This is a genomic window from Colwellia sp. BRX10-4, from assembly GCF_014077465.1.
GTDB lineage: Bacteria > Pseudomonadota > Gammaproteobacteria > Enterobacterales > Alteromonadaceae > Colwellia_A.
In genome coordinates, this window is the sequence record NZ_JACGVZ010000004.1 from 124775 (window position 1) to 141231 (window position 16457).

General features: G+C 38.7%; 16 protein-coding genes. 15 read left to right on the plus strand and 1 reads right to left on the minus strand.

Features of this window, described 5'->3' with window-relative positions:
* Positions 1–44: 44 nt before the first annotated feature.
* The 14 genes from H4J67_RS05710 (at position 45) to H4J67_RS05775 (ending at position 14733) form a co-directional block, all read left to right on the plus strand.
* A complete protein-coding gene (locus tag H4J67_RS05710; protein WP_182203152.1) occupies positions 45–1667 on the plus strand; it encodes an NAD(P)H-hydrate dehydratase in 1623 nt (540 codons plus the stop codon).
* A 19-nt stretch (positions 1668–1686) separates the two neighbouring features.
* Entirely contained in the window at positions 1687–2160 is a 474-nt protein-coding gene (gene tsaE, locus H4J67_RS05715) for a tRNA (adenosine(37)-N6)-threonylcarbamoyltransferase complex ATPase subunit type 1 TsaE (RefSeq protein WP_404842778.1), read from the plus strand.
* Positions 2161–2198: 38 nt separating this feature from the next.
* Complete coding sequence (locus H4J67_RS05720; RefSeq protein WP_182203154.1) at positions 2199–3503, plus strand: N-acetylmuramoyl-L-alanine amidase; 1305 nt, start codon at positions 2199–2201, stop codon at positions 3501–3503.
* A gap of 31 nt (positions 3504–3534) precedes the next feature.
* Entirely contained in the window at positions 3535–5442 is a 1908-nt protein-coding gene (mutL, locus tag H4J67_RS05725) for a DNA mismatch repair endonuclease MutL (protein ID WP_182203155.1), read from the plus strand.
* A gap of 73 nt (positions 5443–5515) precedes the next feature.
* Positions 5516–6412: a tRNA (adenosine(37)-N6)-dimethylallyltransferase MiaA gene (gene miaA, locus H4J67_RS05730; RefSeq protein ID WP_259368504.1), complete on the plus strand. Its 897-nt coding sequence runs from the start codon at positions 5516–5518 to the stop codon at positions 6410–6412.
* 102 nt (positions 6413–6514) lie between these two features.
* Complete coding sequence (hfq, locus tag H4J67_RS05735) at positions 6515–6772, plus strand: RNA chaperone Hfq (RefSeq protein WP_182203159.1); 258 nt, start codon at positions 6515–6517, stop codon at positions 6770–6772.
* Positions 6773–6860: 88 nt separating this feature from the next.
* Positions 6861–8168, plus strand: coding sequence for a ribosome rescue GTPase HflX (gene hflX / locus H4J67_RS05740; protein ID WP_182203161.1), 1308 nt, complete (start codon positions 6861–6863; stop codon positions 8166–8168).
* Between the two features lie 54 nt (positions 8169–8222).
* Positions 8223–9368, plus strand: a complete 1146-nt coding sequence (gene hflK / locus H4J67_RS05745; protein ID WP_182203162.1) for an FtsH protease activity modulator HflK — start codon at positions 8223–8225, stop codon at positions 9366–9368.
* A 3-nt stretch (positions 9369–9371) separates the two neighbouring features.
* The gene (gene hflC, locus H4J67_RS05750; RefSeq protein ID WP_182203164.1) at positions 9372–10259 is read left to right on the plus strand and encodes a protease modulator HflC; all 888 of its coding nucleotides are present in this window, start codon (positions 9372–9374) and stop codon (positions 10257–10259) included.
* Between the two features lie 198 nt (positions 10260–10457).
* The gene (locus H4J67_RS05755; protein ID WP_182203166.1) at positions 10458–10607 is read left to right on the plus strand and encodes a DUF2065 domain-containing protein; all 150 of its coding nucleotides are present in this window, start codon (positions 10458–10460) and stop codon (positions 10605–10607) included.
* A 21-nt stretch (positions 10608–10628) separates the two neighbouring features.
* The gene (locus H4J67_RS05760; protein WP_182203168.1) at positions 10629–10817 is read left to right on the plus strand and encodes a DUF2065 domain-containing protein; all 189 of its coding nucleotides are present in this window, start codon (positions 10629–10631) and stop codon (positions 10815–10817) included.
* A 144-nt stretch (positions 10818–10961) separates the two neighbouring features.
* The gene (locus H4J67_RS05765; protein ID WP_182203169.1) at positions 10962–12260 is read left to right on the plus strand and encodes an adenylosuccinate synthase; all 1299 of its coding nucleotides are present in this window, start codon (positions 10962–10964) and stop codon (positions 12258–12260) included.
* 556 nt (positions 12261–12816) lie between these two features.
* Positions 12817–14058, plus strand: coding sequence for a malic enzyme-like NAD(P)-binding protein (locus H4J67_RS05770; protein WP_182203171.1), 1242 nt, complete (start codon positions 12817–12819; stop codon positions 14056–14058).
* Between the two features lie 321 nt (positions 14059–14379).
* Complete coding sequence (locus H4J67_RS05775; RefSeq protein WP_182203173.1) at positions 14380–14733, plus strand: hypothetical protein; 354 nt, start codon at positions 14380–14382, stop codon at positions 14731–14733.
* Positions 14734–14755: 22 nt separating this feature from the next.
* On the opposite strand, the gene metJ is transcribed toward H4J67_RS05775, so the two are convergent.
* Entirely contained in the window at positions 14756–15085 is a 330-nt protein-coding gene (gene metJ, locus H4J67_RS05780) for a met regulon transcriptional regulator MetJ (RefSeq protein WP_070375088.1), read from the minus strand.
* A 183-nt stretch (positions 15086–15268) separates the two neighbouring features.
* Between metJ and metB the strand changes: the two genes are divergently transcribed.
* Complete coding sequence (gene metB, locus H4J67_RS05785) at positions 15269–16426, plus strand: cystathionine gamma-synthase (protein WP_182203175.1); 1158 nt, start codon at positions 15269–15271, stop codon at positions 16424–16426.
* Positions 16427–16457 lie beyond the last annotated feature (31 nt).

Below are 16457 nucleotides of genomic sequence, written 5' to 3' on the forward strand. Positions count from 1 at the left end.
AGTTAACATGTCATCGCAGTACAATTTGGTAAAGGGAGATAGAAATGGAAATAAAACTACTGAATGCAAGCTTACCACAAGCTGCTTTTTCCGCGAAGCAAGTGTTAGCTAATGAAGCAAAAGTTGCAGCTATAGAAAATATTGAAATGTATTCATTGATGAAAAATGCAGGTCAGGCTGTTTTTCAGCATATCAAGCAAAAATATCTTCAAAATGAAAATGATATAGGTCAAAAAATAGCTACCCAAAGACTGTTAGTTATTTGTGGAAAAGGTAATAACGGTGGTGATGGGTTTGTGATTGCGCGTTTAGCTGTGCAAGCTGGTTTTAAGGTTTCTGTGCTATTAACGGCAAAACCAGAAGAATTATCCAGCGATGCCTTACGCGCTTATCAAGCTTACATGAATGTTAATAAAGTTGAAAATAGCTTGATTATATTTGATCAAAAAACGGCTAACGTTGATATGGTAGCGAATTTTCAAGGTAAGTTAATTATTGATGCACTATTTGGTATTGGTTTTAAAGGACGCCTACCAGAAACTTTGGTTATACTAGTTGCTACTATTAATCAGCATTTGGCAAAAGTGATCAGTGTTGATGTGCCCTCAGGTTTATGTGCAACTACAGGTGTTGTTGAAAATACTGCAATCATTGCTAACAGTACTGTAACTTTTATTGCTCTAAAGTGTGGTTTAGTGACGGGACAAGCAATTAACCATGTTGGGGGAATATATTTTGCTGATTTAGCATTAGGTCACGCATTTACAGAGCAAGTGAATACCAATATCACGGTTTTTGGTAACGAAGTTTTTATGGCTTTACCTAAACGCAAAGCAAGCAGCCATAAAGGAAATATTGGATTATTACTGGCAGTTGGGGGTGGAGAAGGTTTTGCTGGTGCGATACGTTTGTCGGCAGAGGCGTCGTTGCGCAGTGGCGCTGCATTAGTGAGTATTTGCTGTCATAAAAATAATCGAGCATTAGTCTTTAATGGCCGCCCAGAATTAATGTTAGCGCCTAGTTGCGCAGAACAACTTTTGGGATCAATGACATTAAGTAAAGCTAAGGCTTATGTGCTTGGCCCTGGTTTGGGTCAAAATGAGTGGAGTCAGGCATTATTTGATTTAGTACTGGCTCAAAAAAAATTATGTGTAATTGACGCCGATGGTTTGAGTTTGTTGGCGCAAGCTTACCAACAAAATTTATTGACGGATAAAATTAAAAGTAACCGTTGGGTTTTAACACCACATCCTGGTGAGGCTGCAGCGCTGTTAAATTGCACTGTGACAGAAATAGAGCGAGATCGTTTTAGTGCTGTAAAAAAAATAGCCCAACAATATCAATGCGTGAGCGTATTGAAAGGTGCAGGGAGTTTGATAAGTGATGGCCAACAGGTTTGGGTGAACACAACGGGAAATTCAGGTATGGCAAGCGGAGGCATGGGCGATGTGTTATCAGGTATTATTGCGGCATTGCTAATGCAAAAAAGCTCGCCAAAAAAAGAGGAGGAATTGCAAGTGCGAACTGATTTTGCAAAGCTTACAGCCTTGGCCGTTTATATTCATGGTAAGGCTGCTGACATTATTGCGCAAAAGCATGGAAAAATTGGTATGCTAGCAAGTGACCTATTGCCAATTATACGGCAGCTTATAAATAATAAATTTTAGAAAATAATCGATGAAAGAAATGCTTACAAACAAAAACTACTTTTTAGCTGATGAATCAGCAACTATAGCTATGGGTAATAAACTAGCTGATATTGTAAAAAAAGAACTAAAACAAGGTATCGTTGTATATCTTTACGGTGATTTAGGTGCGGGAAAAACCACCTTAACTCGAGGTTTTGTACAAGGTATGGGGCATATTGGCCACGTAAAAAGCCCAACCTATACCCTAGTTGAACCTTATGAATTAGATGACTGGTTAGTTTATCATTTTGATTTATATCGCTTGTCAGATCCTGAAGAACTAGAATATATGGGCATTCGAGATTATTTTGCAGATAACTGCTGTTGCTTTATTGAGTGGCCAGAAAAGGGACTAGGTATGATCAAGGCACCTGATTTGCGTATCGACTTAGCGTATAGTGATGAGCAAAGAACCATCAACATACAAGCAAAGACCCCTTTGGGTGAGCTCGTAGTAAATGCGCTTAGTTAATGTGGGCTAATAGACGCAAAAGGAAAGGGCAGCAGTAAATGAATATTCGATCGTTATTATTAGCTATGTTATTGACCGTTAGTGTTTTCTTTGAAGCGTACGGTAATAGCATCGATGGCGTTCGTGTCTGGCCAGCCCCAGAAAATACCCGTATTGTTTTTGATCTCAGTGAACAGCCTGATTATAAATATTTCAGTTTACAGAATCCTCAGCGTTTAGTCATAGACTTTAACAACAGTAAGAATCATGTTTCGTTAAATAATATCCTTAAAAAGGACAAACGCATAAAACTGATCCGCACCAGTAAATCGCGTATTAAAGGCACAACACGTTTAGTATTAGAATTAGCGAATAATTACTCTTTGGCTGTTTTTCCGCTTGCACCAGCTGGACAATACGGTAACCGTTTAGTGATTGATTTATTCGATGAAGAGAAAATCAGCCAAGGTGACCATACCCCCAAAAATGATCATCGAGATATTCTTATTGCCATTGATGCTGGCCACGGTGGTGAGGACCCGGGTTCTATAGGGGGTAAAGGCAGCTATGAAAAACGTGTTACGTTAGCGATTGCTAAAAAACTTGCTACCTATATTAATAATGAAAAAGGCATGAAAGCGGTAATGGTGCGCGATGGAGATTATTATGTTTCTATTAGCCGCCGTAGTGAAATTGCTCGTAAAAACCAGGTTGATTTTTTAGTCTCAATTCATGCTGATGCATTTGAAACATCCCAACCTAGTGGCGCATCAGTCTGGATTGTGTCGCACAAACGGGTTGAGTCAGAAATGGCCAAATGGTTGCGTAACCGCTCGAACAACTCCGAGCTCTTAGGTGGTGGCGGTGGTGTTATTAAAAATACCCGCGATGACAACTTGGCAAAAACCTTAGCAGATATGAATAAAGAGCATTCGCAGGGTGTTAGTATTAGCATGGCGAATAGCGTACTAAAACAACTGAAAAAAATTACTAAAATGCACAAGAAAGTTCCTCAGCATGGTAATTTTGGTGTGTTGAAATCTTCAGATATCCCCTCGATTTTAGTTGAAACAGGTTTTATTTCTAACCATAGAGAAGAACAAAATTTAAACTCTAGTGCTCATCAGCGTAAGCTCGCTAAAGGTATTTTTAAAGGTATTAAAGACCATTTTATGATTCAACCACCTATGGGCAGTTATTATGCTTCTATTGAAACACAACAACATAAAATTACTCGCGGTGAATCGTTATCTGTTCTTGCACAACGCTATAGTGTTTCAGTCCAAGAATTAAAAATGGCGAATAGTTTAACCTCGAATACTGTTCGCATAGGTCAAACCTTAACCATACCTCGCGCCGATTAATTTATTATAAATAATTAACAGATCAAAATTTATGACCATAGAAATCCTTCCAGCACGCCTAGCTAACCAAATTGCTGCCGGTGAAGTCGTAGAACGTCCTTCATCAGTCGTGAAAGAGTTAGTTGAAAACAGCTTAGATGCTGGCGCAACGACCATTAAAATAGATATTGAAAAAGGTGGCGCTAAACGTATTCGTATTAGTGATAATGGCTCGGGTATTGTTAAAGATGAACTAACGTTAGCGCTAAGTCGTCATGCCACCAGTAAAATTAAAGATTTAAATGATTTAGAAGGTATTTGTAGTTTAGGGTTTCGTGGCGAAGCACTGGCAAGTATTAGCTCAGTCTCTCGCTTAACGTTGACGTCAAAACCTGCCGAGCAAGAATCAGCTTGGCAAGCCATTGCCGAAGGGCGAGATATGGCGGTAGCCTTACAACCCGCTGCACACCCCAATGGTACGACAATTGATGTTGTCGACTTGTTTTTTAATACCCCCGCGAGACGAAAGTTCCTTCGTACTGAAAAAACAGAGTTCACTCATATTGAAGAGGTTATTAAGCGTATCGCTTTGGCGCGCTTTGATGTTAGTTTTATTTTGTCACATAATCAGAAAGTGATTAAGCATTTTAAATCAGTTAATAATAAAAGTTTATACGCAAAACGGGTAGCACAAATTTGTGGTCAAAAGTTTATTGAGCATTCACTGGAAATTGACTGCCAACATGGCGATTTAAAATTATCAGGTTGGGTAGGGCTACCAAGCTTTGCTCGTAACCAAAATGATTTATGCTTTAGTTACGTGAATGGCCGTATGATGCGAGACAAGTTAATTAATCATGCCATTCGTCAAGCTTACAGTCATTTGTTACCTGTGGATACTTACCCAGCTTTTGTGCTGTTTCTAGTGCTTGATGTCCGAGAAGTCGATGTAAATGTTCATCCAGCAAAACATGAAGTACGGTTTCATCAAGGGCGTTATATTCATGATTTTATTTATTCGGTTTGTCATAACGCGTTAAGCGAAAATGCTAATATTGGCTTATTGCCTGGATCAGAAAGTCAACCAACGGCTACTTTACCACTTCAGTCTGAAAATAGTGCGGTAAATTATAGACAAGATAATCAGCTTGAATCACATGAAACCGGACAGCAATTAACGCGTGACTATATTAAGCCATTGACGAAAGTTACCGATGTTCAAAGCGAACCCTATCAAAGTAGCAAGCCAGGTAGTCAAAAAAATTATTCATCTTATACACACAGTAATAACCAAGTGAGCAGAAATGCTGCGCAAGCTTATCAAACATTGATGACGCCTTTGTCTGGTGGAAAGTCAGATGAAGAAAGTGCCGCTCTGCCAATACACGAGGTGAATGAAAATGAGCACTTAGTGTTAACCAAGATTATTGATGAAAAATATGCGGTGATAACCTTAGACAATGAACTACGTTTATTGGCATTAAAAAAAATAGAGCAAGCGGTTAAATACTTCGAAGTAAAAAACAGATGGCAGCATAATTTTGTTAGCCAGCCGTTACTATTGCCGATTAAGATATCGTTGACGCAAGCACAAGTTACTTTTGTTGAAGCGCAGACTGATGCATTGAAAAAAATAGGTATTGTTGCGAGTGTTTTATCCAAGAGCAGTATACAAGTACGAGAGTTTCCGGCCTTGTTAAGAAATAAAGATGTAAATTTAAGTGTTAATAACCTCTTAACACTTTTGTGTTTAGAAGATGGGCAAGAATTAACAAATAGTGATTGGCAACAAGCCTTTGCAAGTTTATTATCCGCTGATTCTTACGATAACCAACAAGCTAAAAACCTACTCTGTTTAAGTCAGCAACAATTAAAATCCTCCTTTGAGCAGCAGCTACGCTTGAATTCGGTATTGATTGACCTCACATCATCAGTAAGAACGTTAACGAATGCTACTTAAATTGATTTCTGACGCTTTATCAACAAACAATATTGACAGTAAAAACTGTAAATTACCGCCAGTCATTTGTTTGATGGGGCCTACTGCATCGGGTAAAACAGCGTTAGCAATGGCATTACATGATGCTTTGCCATGCGATATTATCAGTGTTGATTCTGCGCTTGTTTATCGTGATATGGATATTGGTACTGCAAAACCAACAGCAGAAGAATTAGCAAAGTATCCACATCGATTAATTAATTTAATTGATGCCAGTGAAAGTTACTCTGCCGCTGACTTTTGTTGTGACGCTTTAGTAGAAATTGAGAAAATCAGGGCAAATAACCGTATACCTTTATTGGTTGGCGGTACTATGATGTATTTTAAAAGCCTGATTGATGGTATTTCGCCTTTGCCGGCGGCCGATGTAAAAATTCGCCAAGGCATAGCCGAAGAAGCTGAACAATTTGGCTGGGAAAACATCCATCAACAACTTGCTAGCGTAGACCCTGTTTCTGCCGAACGTATTCACAAAAATGATCCGCAACGATTAATGCGGGCATTAGAAGTTTACCGCCTAACGGGCAAAAGTATGACCGACTTAACGAAAGTTAAGGGTGATCGACTCAGTGGTGATGTTTTACAATTTGCTATCTCACCGAAAGAGCGTAAAGACTTGCATGCTCGTATTGCGCTTAGGTTTGAACAGATGATTGAACAAGATTTTGAATCAGAAGTTGTTAAGTTAAAACAACGTGACGATTTACATGAAAATTTACCGGCTATTCGTTGTGTGGGTTATCGACAGATGTGGCAATATTTAGATGGTAAAGTCGACCATGATGAAATGGTTTTCAAAGGCATTTGTGCGACACGACAATTGGCTAAACGACAGTTAACCTGGTTGAGAAATTGGCCAAACTTACAATGGTTGCATATGGAAGACGAAAATAATTTGAAACTAATTATGTCTTCAGTAAGCAAACTTTAAACCTTGATGTATAATAAAAACAGTTGCATAGTAAGTAACTAGTTTTCTAGAGAAAAAACTCTTACATACATTTATTTAAAATAACAAAAAAGGGGCCAAACAATGGCAAAGGGGCAATCTTTACAAGACCCATTTTTGAATGCTTTACGACGTGATCGCATTCCGGTAGCAATATATTTAGTTAATGGCATTAAACTACAAGGGCAAGTAGAGTCCTTTGATCAATTTGTTATTTTACTTAAAAATACAGTGAGTCAAATGGTCTATAAACACGCCATTTCTACTGTTGTTCCTTCAAGGGCAGTTTCTACGATGCCAACACCACAAACTGGTGATTATAGTCAGGAACAGCAAGATTAATGATTTCGTTGAGTTTGGACGTACACCAAATATTACGTGTCCAAAAGTTTCTTTTGGTTTAACTATTTAGTTTATAGGTAATACTCAATTGTTTGATCGTTATCAAGCAGGTGAACAAGCTATTCTTGTTCACCTCGATTTTCCCGATGAAAATGCGCGCGAAGACTTACAAGAATTTGAAATGCTTGTTAGCTCTGCGGGCGTCAATGCGCTTGCAATTGTTACAGGTAAACGCACTACACCTCATACTAAATTCTTTGTTGGTAGTGGTAAAGCTGAAGAAGTTGCCGAGGCGGTAAAGTTATATCAAGCCAATGTGGTACTTTTTAATCATGCACTTTCTCCTTCACAAGAAAAAAATATTGAAGCATTATGTGAGTGCCGCGTTGTTGACCGAACAACACTCATCTTAGATATTTTTGCCCAGCGCGCTCGAACACATGAAGGTAAGATGCAAGTAGAACTTGCTCAACTACGTCATATGAGTACGCGTTTGATCCGTGGTTGGACACACCTTGAAAGGCAAAAAGGTGGTATTGGTCTGCGAGGACCTGGTGAAACTCAGCTAGAAACTGATCGCCGTCTACTTCGCGATCGTATGGTAAATATACGTAAACGTTTAGAACGTGTTGAAAAGCAACGCCAACAAGGTAGAAGAGCAAGAACACGCGCTGAAATACCAACAATTTCTTTAGTGGGTTATACCAACGCAGGTAAATCGACGCTGTTTAATATTATTACTCAGGCAGACGTTTACGCAGCAGATCAATTATTTGCAACCTTAGATCCCACATTACGAAAAATTGAAATTGAGGATGTTGGCCGGGCCATTTTAGCTGATACCGTTGGCTTTATTCGTCATTTACCTCATGATTTAGTCGCCGCTTTTAAAGCAACATTGACTGAAACTCGTGAAGCTGAATTATTACTGCACGTCATTGATATTTCAGATGATAGGCGAACTGAAAATATTGAACAGGTTGAAACGGTTTTGAAAGAGATCGAAGCGGGCGATGTACCACAATTATTAATTTGTAATAAAATAGATGTTTTGGACGATATTGAACCACGCATCGACAGAGACGACACAGGTCTACCTATACGAGTATGGTTATCTGCACAAAAAGGCATAGGGATTGAATTACTTTTTCAAGCGCTAGCTGAACGACTCGGAAAGAAAATAGTCAAGCATAGCTTATGCTTACCTCCTAGTGAAGGTAAATTACGTGGTGTGTTTTATCAATTAAATTCTATTGTTGATGAACGGTATGACGAAGATGGAAATTGTTTATTGAAAATTAAATTACCTGCAAGAGAGTGGGATAGATTAATTAAACTGAGTGAAGCTGATATAGAAGGCTTTATTGAACGTAAACAGACTGATATATTACCGTAATGGGTAAATAGTAGTTTTAGCACTTATTTAAATTTATAGTTAGTGGAGAAGACCATGGCGTGGAATGAACCGGGGAATAATGATAAAGACCCCTGGAAAAAGAAAGATGATAAGAATCAAGGGCCACCAGATTTAGACGACTTACTAAAAGATATTGGTAATAAGTTTGGCGGTATTTTTGGTGGAAAATCATCAAAAGATGGCAGCAAGAAAGGCGCATCGAATGTTGGTATCGCTATTGCGGTAATTGTGGGTATTCTTGTGTATGCTTTTAGTGGTTTCTACACTATCAAAGAAGCTGAAAAAGGTATCGTATTACGTTTTGGGCAATACGATGGCACAGTTGAGCCAGGTTTACGCTGGAAATGGACATTCGCTGAACGTATTATTCCTGTCGATATGCAAACAACACGCGACTTACCTGCATCTGGTTTTATGCTAACCAAAGATGAGAACGTGGTACGTGTTGAAATGCAGATACAGTATCGTGTTGTTGATGCCCGTGATTATATTTTCAGTGTTACTGATGCCGATGACAGTTTAAGCCAGTCACTAGACAGTGCTTTACGCTTCGTTATTGGTGACTCTAAAATGGACGATATTTTAACAAGTGGCCGTGAAAAAGTGCGTCAAGATGTCTGGAAAGAATTAGATGACATTATTGCCCCGTATAATCTTGGTTTAATTGTTGTCGATGTCAACTTTAAAGACGCTCGTCCTCCTGAAGAAGTCAAAGATGCTTTTGATGATGCTATTTCAGCACAAGAAGATGAAGTTCGTTTTTTACGTGAAGCGGAAGCCTATGCCCGTGGTATTGAACCAAGAGCACGTGGCCGAGTGAAACGTATGGAACAAGAAGCCATCGCCTATAAACAACAAACGGTATTAGATTCTGAAGGTGAAGTTGCTAAATTCAATAAACTACTTCCCGAATACCTTGCCGCTCCAGAAGTTACTCGCCAACGTATGTACTTATCAACAATGGAAAGTGTGTATGCCAACACCAGTAAGGTTATGGTTGATGTTGAAGGTGGCAATAACATGATGTATTTACCATTAGATAAAATGATGCAAAATCAGTCTTCTGGTCAACGTACTTTAACTGAGAGTCAAACTCGAGCGAACCAATCGATTAATACCCAAAGTACTGCGCCTGATTTATCAGGTCGTGCAGACAGATTTAACGAAGGGAGAAATTAAGCAATGAAAAACTTTATTATTGCCCTAATTGTATTATTTTCAGTATTAACCGTCTCTTCTGTTTTCATTGTTTTTGAAGGACAACGTGGTATCGTTTTTCAGTTTACAAAAATTAAACGTGATGCTAACACAGGTGAAATGATTGTTTATGAACCGGGTTTGCACTTTAAAATACCCTTTATTAACAACGTTCGCAGACTTGATGCTCGTATTCAAACGCTTGATGAAGCCCCTGATCGCTTTGTAACATCTGAGAAAAAAGATTTAATGGTCGACTCATTTGTTAAGTGGCGTATTGTGGACTTCTCAACGTTCTATTTACGTACTTCTGGCTCAGTAGAAAATGCTCGTGCGTTATTGAAACAAAAAGTAAATAATGGTTTACGTACTGAGTTTGGTACGCGCACCATTAAAGAAATTGTTTCAGGTGACCGTGACGGCATTATGGCCAAAGCGTTAGCAAGTGCCTCAAGTAGTCGTGAAGACTTAGGTATTGAGGTTATTGATGTACGTATTAAAGCAATTAACTTACCTGCTGAAGTCAGTGCTTCTATCTATGACCGTATGCGAGCAGAGCGAACAGCTGTAGCAAAAGAGCATCGTTCTAAAGGTCAAGAGCAAGCGGAAATTATCCGTGCTACGATAGATGCTAAAGTAACAGTTATGTTAGCGACAGCACAAAAAGAAGCACAAGAAATGCGTGGTGAAGGTGATGCGTTAGCGGCTAAAGTTTATGCTGATTCATATGGACAAGATCCAGAGTTTTTCAGTTTTTACCGTAGCCTTGAAGCATATGAAAAAAGTTTTAGTAGTAAAAGTGATATCTTGGTGGTTAAACCCGATAGTGATTTCTTTAACTACTTAAAAGAAGGCGCTAAAATTAAAAAGTAGCCTACTTTTTTGATAAAAAAGCCATGACTTGTCATGGCTTTTTCGTATCTGCCAGTTACCTATAGAAGTGATGGAGGAGGAGTAACATGGTAGAGGCACGATTAATGGCCTTTGCTTTGGTACTGATTACTGATGGACTCATTCCTGGACTTTTTTGTATCTGCTAGTTACCTATAGAAGTGATTGAGGAGTAATAACATGGTAAATACACTATTAACGGCATTTGCTTTGGTACTGATTACTGATGGACTCATTTCTGCACTTTTCCCAAATAAGTGGCGCGACAATTTTTTTGATAAAAAAGCTATGACTCGTTATGGCTTTTTCGTATCTGCTAGTTACCTATAGAAGTGATTGAGGGGTAATAACATGGTAGAAACACTATTAACGGCATTTGCTTTGGTACTGATTATTGAGGGACTCATTCCGGCACTTTTTCCGAATAAGTGGCGCGACACAATGGAAAAGTTAGCACAACAATCAAGCTTATCTATTCGTAATATTGGTATTAGTTTACTTGTGGTTGGCACATTTATTTTATGGTTACTCAGTTATTAGACTAAAGAATGTCATAAAAGTTTTTCATAACCCCTTTAGTTAATTGAATATTTTTAAATTGCATTAAAAATCATCATTTATTACTTGGACTACTATTTGATTTTTGATAAAATCTCGGCCTAATTTTTTATCGAAATTGAAAACATGGGCAAAAACGTCGTAGTTCTAGGCACCCAATGGGGTGACGAAGGTAAGGGTAAGATTGTTGATTTACTCACAGATAAAGCTAAGTACGTCGTACGTTATCAAGGAGGCCATAATGCAGGTCATACTTTGGTAATAGACGGTGAAAAAACCGTACTTCATTTAATTCCATCGGGCGTATTACGTGACAATGTGAAATGTTTAATCGGCAACGGCGTAGTTTTATGCCCGAAAGCCTTGATGACAGAAATCGCAATGTTAGAAGCCAAAGGCGTTCCTGTACGTGAACGTTTACTTATTAGTGACGCTTGTCCGTTAATTCTTCCTTATCATAATGCTCTAGATGCTGCGCGAGAAATCGCTCGTGGTAATAAGCCTATTGGTACGACAGGACGTGGTATTGGTCCAGCTTATGAAGACAAAGTTGCTCGCCGTGGTTTACGTGTTGGCGATTTAGTTTGTGCTGAGTCATTTGCGATTAAATTAAAAGAAATTGTTGATTACCATAATTTCTCTTTAGAGCATTACTACAAAGTTGCGCCAGTTTGTTATGACACTGTGCTTGCTGATGCTTTATCAGTTCGTGACGTTATTCTTAAAATGGTTGCCGATGTAGCTGAAATTCTTGATCAAGCCCGTAAAAACGGCGACTCAATTATGTTTGAAGGTGCTCAAGGGACTTTACTTGATATTGATCACGGTACTTACCCTTATGTAACTTCTTCAAATACTACTGCAGGTGGCGTTGCTACCGGTTGTGGTTTTGGACCTCGCCATTTAGATTATATTTTAGGTATTACTAAAGCATACACGACACGTGTTGGCTCTGGTCCTTTCCCTACAGAATTAGATGACGAAGTCGGTGAACATTTAGGTACTGTAGGCCATGAATTTGGCGCGACTACGGGACGTGAACGTCGATGTGGTTGGTTTGATGCGGTTGCTATGCACCGTGCCATTCAAGTTAACAGCGTAACAGGATTTTGTTTAACCAAACTTGATGTTTTAGACGGTTTAAAAACCCTTAAAATATGCACAGGTTACCGTACTGAAGCAGGCGATATTATTACTGTACCGCCTACAGCTGCTGAAGGTTATGACAGAATTACACCTGTTTATGAAGAAATGCCAGGTTGGTCTGAAGTTACTGTTGGCGCAACTTCTCGTGACGCTTTACCTGCTAATGCGATCGCTTACATTAAGCGCATTGAAGAATTAACAGGGGTCCCGGTTGATATTATTTCAACAGGTCCAGATCGTAATGAAACCATTATTTTAGTAAACCCGTTTGCTGAGTAATTACAGCGAATAATTTTTTCTAAAATAAGACGAATAAAACCACCACTGAGGTGGTTTTTTTTTACCTAAAATAAATTATTTCAATGGCCATTATTGAATATAAATGCAAAAGCAATTAATCAAGGTTATAAGCGATAGTGACAACGTTGATGAAGATTAATTATTAATTGGATAACTTCACCGATAAATTCGTTGTTGTGTGTTGAAAAAAAGAAAAATCGACGGCTAAACTTTTTAAGTCAAAGAAGTTTATAAAAATGGTCATAAAATAGGGTGAATAGATTAAGCTGTATAGCGAATATTTAGTTTTATGATGTGCAATACAAAAGGGCTAAGGGTATGTTTGTTATAGCTTCTAGCACTTTTTTATATAAGAATAACGTTGGAACAAAATGTAAGATTACCATAGTATATACCCGTTACTATTTAAAGATCACAGACAAAGGTGTATCTTGATTGACAACGAGTCTATATAACTATGCTGTATATAAACAAAAAAAAACGTGAAAAATGGCATATATAAGACAATAAATTCACCTAACGCATAGGATCAATCATGACTGACTTTCGCCAACAAGCTCTTGATTACCATCAATTCCCAACACCTGGAAAAATAAGTGTTGAATTAACCACGGCCGCTGAAACTACCCGTGATTTAGCACTCGCCTATAGCCCCGGTGTTGCTGAACCCGTTCGCGCAATTGCGGCAAATCCCGATGATGTTTACAAATATACGGGCAAAGGCAATACCGTCGCTGTTATTACCAATGGTACCGCTATTTTAGGGTTAGGTAATCTAGGTGGTATGGCTGCTAAGCCGGTAATGGAAGGCAAAGCATTATTATTTAAGCGATTTGCCGGTATTAATTCATTTGATATCGAAGTTAAACATAAGACAGTTGAAGACTTTATAAATACGGTCGCCAATATCGCTGACAGTTTTGGTGGTATTAACTTAGAAGATATTAAAGCACCAGAGTGTTTTGCTATTGAAAAGGCACTTATTGAACGTTGTAAAATACCGGTATTTCATGATGATCAACATGGTACCGCTATTGTTACTGCTGCTGGGATGATCAATGCCTTGGAAATCCAAGGTAAAAGTATTAAAGATGCCAACATTATTTGTCTTGGCGCAGGCGCAGCAGCAATTGCTTGTATGGAACTATTAATCAAATGTGGCGCTCAGCGCGAAAAAATCTACATGCTTGATACTAAAGGTGTGATTCATACCCGACGTGATGATCTTAACGAATATAAGCGGATGTTTGCTAATAATACGGATAAACGTACCCTTGAAGATGTTATCGATGGTGCAGATGTATTTGTTGGTGTTTCTGGACCCAATTTGCTTTCTGTTGAGCATGTAAAATTAATGGCGCCAAATCCAATTATCTTTGCTTGTTCAAACCCAGACCCTGAAATAAAACCTTCATTAGCACTTGCTGTTCGTGATGATCTTATTATTGCTACGGGTCGCTCTGATTACCCTAACCAAGTCAATAATGTGTTATGTTTTCCTTTTATTTTTCGTGGCGCTTTAGATGTTCGCGCTAGAACGATTAACGATGAGATGAAAATTGCTGCTGTTCATGCTATTCGTGAATTAGCAAAGGAACCGGTTTCACAAGAAGTGTTAGATGCTAGTGGTGAGAAAAGTTTGACCTTTGGTAAGGAGTATATTATTCCTAAGCCAATGGATCCTCGTTTGTGTGGTCGAGTAGCGCTTGCCGTTGCTAAAGCGGCGGTTGAGTCTGGAGTGGCAGCCCTAGAATTACCTGAAAACTATATGGCATAATCAGTAGTATTTATTAACAACGCTGTAAAAGGAGAGCTCGACTCTCCTTTTTATATTTATGACAAATAGTATGTTATGGTCCAGTGACTGTATCTACGCAGGAAGTAGGGAGTAGAAAGTAGGGTAACGCAGCAGTTACCGAGATGGTAAAGAGTAGGTTATTAAGGGTGATTGGTCATGGTGACTCCAAGGCATCGATGTATTAACTGCATTATTACTCTTGTACGTCATCTATGTTCCTGACAAATCATTAATACTTGCACCTCTTCAGGCAATGTCACCGATTTCAAAGTGTGACAATATTGAGTAGAACGAATAACAATGAAAACTCCAACGAAAGCCGCTTTACTCTCAGCACTTGTTTACCCGGGTATTGGCCAACTAATTTGTCACGCTTATCGACGGGCTACGTTATTTATTTTAAGTTTTTCTGTGACGGCATATTTGTATATTGAAGAAGTGATGAGGCAATATCAGCCACTTATCAATAAAGTTAAATCAGGTGAAGTTGCGCTAAATAGCCAAGCACTGATCGCTGAGATGGCAAGAAATCCCATTATTGTTGACCTTATCCTAATGAGTACATTAACTTATATGCTATTAACTTGCTGGGTACTGGCGATTGTAGATGCTTATCGTATGGGCATAAAAAAAGACGCCGGAGCGTCTTTTTGAGTAAGTGCATTAAAACCCTTAGCTACTCGTCTTCAATTTCAAATTGACTGAAGTCGGTAATACCTTTGGCTATTAACGCTTCGCGCACACTTTTAGGTAACATCTCTGTATTGTCTTTTGTTAAATCGCCATCATCAGGAAGAGGCTGTCCGGTAAAAGCATGCAGAAAAGCTTCACATAACAATTCGCTGTTAGTTGCATGGCGTAAGTTGTTAACTTGCCGACGAGTACGTTCATCCGTTAACACTTTCAGTACCCGCAACGGGATTGAGACCGTGATTTTCTTAACTTGCTCACTTTTTTTACCATGTTCGGCGTATGGTTTTATATAATCGCCATTCCACTTTGCCATTTAATTACCTTTGTTTAGCTAAATTACTTTTTATAAGTTAGATTTTACTGGTTGTTGGCGTTGAGTCAATAACGAATGTGTAGAAGTTTAGAAGTCTAAAGTTCTTGACCGACAAAAGTAAAGTGTTTAGAGTTATAGACGTCCAAACATCTATTTGATTTTACTGCCCGATTGGAGCAAAAAATGACAAGCAAAAAACCAGCAACATTAGCTGTTAGAGCCGGCATTAATAGTGATGAACATCACGGTGCGGTTGTTCCTGCCATTCATTTATCGAGTACTTATGCTTTAAAAGGCTTCAACAATAAGCGCCAATTTGATTATTCCCGAACAGGCAACCCAACTCGAAGCACGTTTGCACAAGCTATCGCTGATTTAGAGCAGGGTGCTGTTGGCATTGTTACCAGCACAGGAATGTCAGCGGTGCACTTAATCTGTCAGTTACTGACAACAAAAGATACGGTTGTTATTCCACATGATTGCTATGGTGGAAGTTATCGCTTGTTTACCCACCTAGCAAAACGTGGCTTATTTAATGTGCTTGTTGTTGATCAAAACGATGATCTAGCTTTAGCGCAAGCGCTTGAACAAAAGCCAAGATTAGTTTTGATTGAGTCACCCAGTAATCCATTATTACGGTTGGTTGATATAAAAAAGGTTACTCAAGCCAGTCATGCTGTTGGTGCTTTAGTGGCAGTAGATAATACGTTTCTTTCTCCCTTGTTACAGCAACCGCTATTATTAGGTGCTGATATTGTTTTTCACTCGACAACTAAATATATTAATGGTCATAGTGATGTTGTGGGTGGAGTGTTAGTAACAAAAGAAAAAGAACTGGGTGAAGAGCTAGCGTGGTGGGCAAATTGTATTGGTATCACGGGTTCACCTTTCGACAGTTATCTGGCATTACGTGGCTTAAAAACCCTACCGCTGCGTATGAAACAGCATCAAGAAAATGCTAATGCTGTTGCAAAATACTTAGAAAATCATCGAGCAATTAACGCGGTATACTTTCCTGGTTTAAAAAATCACCCGGGACACGAAATTGCTAAGCGTCAGCAAACAGATTTTGGCGCTATGATGAGTTTCGAAATAAAAGGCGGTGTTGAAGCGGTTAAAGTACTGTTTGACAACTTATCACTCTTTACCTTGGCACAGTCATTAGGTGGCGTTGAAAGTTTAATCAGTCATCCATCAACGATGACCCATGCAGGTATGGAAATTGAAGCACAAATTGCAGCAGGTATCACTCAATCTTTAATCCGAATTTCTGTCGGTATTGAAGATGTTAGTGATATTATTAATGACTTAGAACAAGCTTTATCGGCAAGCCAAATTTAAAGTTATAGACTATTTTTAGTAGAAAAATTAA

What these genes read in the sequence shown, in the direction of transcription:
- H4J67_RS05710 (WP_182203152.1), top strand. Translation starts at nt 45, where the DNA reads ATGGAAATAAAACTACTGAATGCAAGCTTACCACAAGCTGCTTTTTCC.
- tsaE (WP_404842778.1), top strand. Translation starts at nt 1,687, where the DNA reads ATGCTTACAAACAAAAACTACTTTTTAGCTGATGAATCAGCAACTATA.
- H4J67_RS05720 (WP_182203154.1), top strand. Translation starts at nt 2,199, where the DNA reads ATGAATATTCGATCGTTATTATTAGCTATGTTATTGACCGTTAGTGTT.
- mutL (WP_182203155.1), top strand. Translation starts at nt 3,535, where the DNA reads ATGACCATAGAAATCCTTCCAGCACGCCTAGCTAACCAAATTGCTGCC.
- miaA (WP_259368504.1), top strand. Translation starts at nt 5,516, where the DNA reads ATGGGGCCTACTGCATCGGGTAAAACAGCGTTAGCAATGGCATTACAT.
- hfq (WP_182203159.1), top strand. Translation starts at nt 6,515, where the DNA reads ATGGCAAAGGGGCAATCTTTACAAGACCCATTTTTGAATGCTTTACGA.
- hflK (WP_182203162.1), top strand. Translation starts at nt 8,223, where the DNA reads ATGGCGTGGAATGAACCGGGGAATAATGATAAAGACCCCTGGAAAAAG.
- hflC (WP_182203164.1), top strand. Translation starts at nt 9,372, where the DNA reads ATGAAAAACTTTATTATTGCCCTAATTGTATTATTTTCAGTATTAACC.
- H4J67_RS05755 (WP_182203166.1), top strand. Translation starts at nt 10,458, where the DNA reads ATGGTAAATACACTATTAACGGCATTTGCTTTGGTACTGATTACTGAT.
- H4J67_RS05760 (WP_182203168.1), top strand. Translation starts at nt 10,629, where the DNA reads ATGGTAGAAACACTATTAACGGCATTTGCTTTGGTACTGATTATTGAG.
- H4J67_RS05765 (WP_182203169.1), top strand. Translation starts at nt 10,962, where the DNA reads ATGGGCAAAAACGTCGTAGTTCTAGGCACCCAATGGGGTGACGAAGGT.
- H4J67_RS05770 (WP_182203171.1), top strand. Translation starts at nt 12,817, where the DNA reads ATGACTGACTTTCGCCAACAAGCTCTTGATTACCATCAATTCCCAACA.
- H4J67_RS05775 (WP_182203173.1), top strand. Translation starts at nt 14,380, where the DNA reads ATGAAAACTCCAACGAAAGCCGCTTTACTCTCAGCACTTGTTTACCCG.
- metJ (WP_070375088.1), bottom strand. Translation starts at nt 15,085, where the DNA reads ATGGCAAAGTGGAATGGCGATTATATAAAACCATACGCCGAACATGGT.
- metB (WP_182203175.1), top strand. Translation starts at nt 15,269, where the DNA reads ATGACAAGCAAAAAACCAGCAACATTAGCTGTTAGAGCCGGCATTAAT.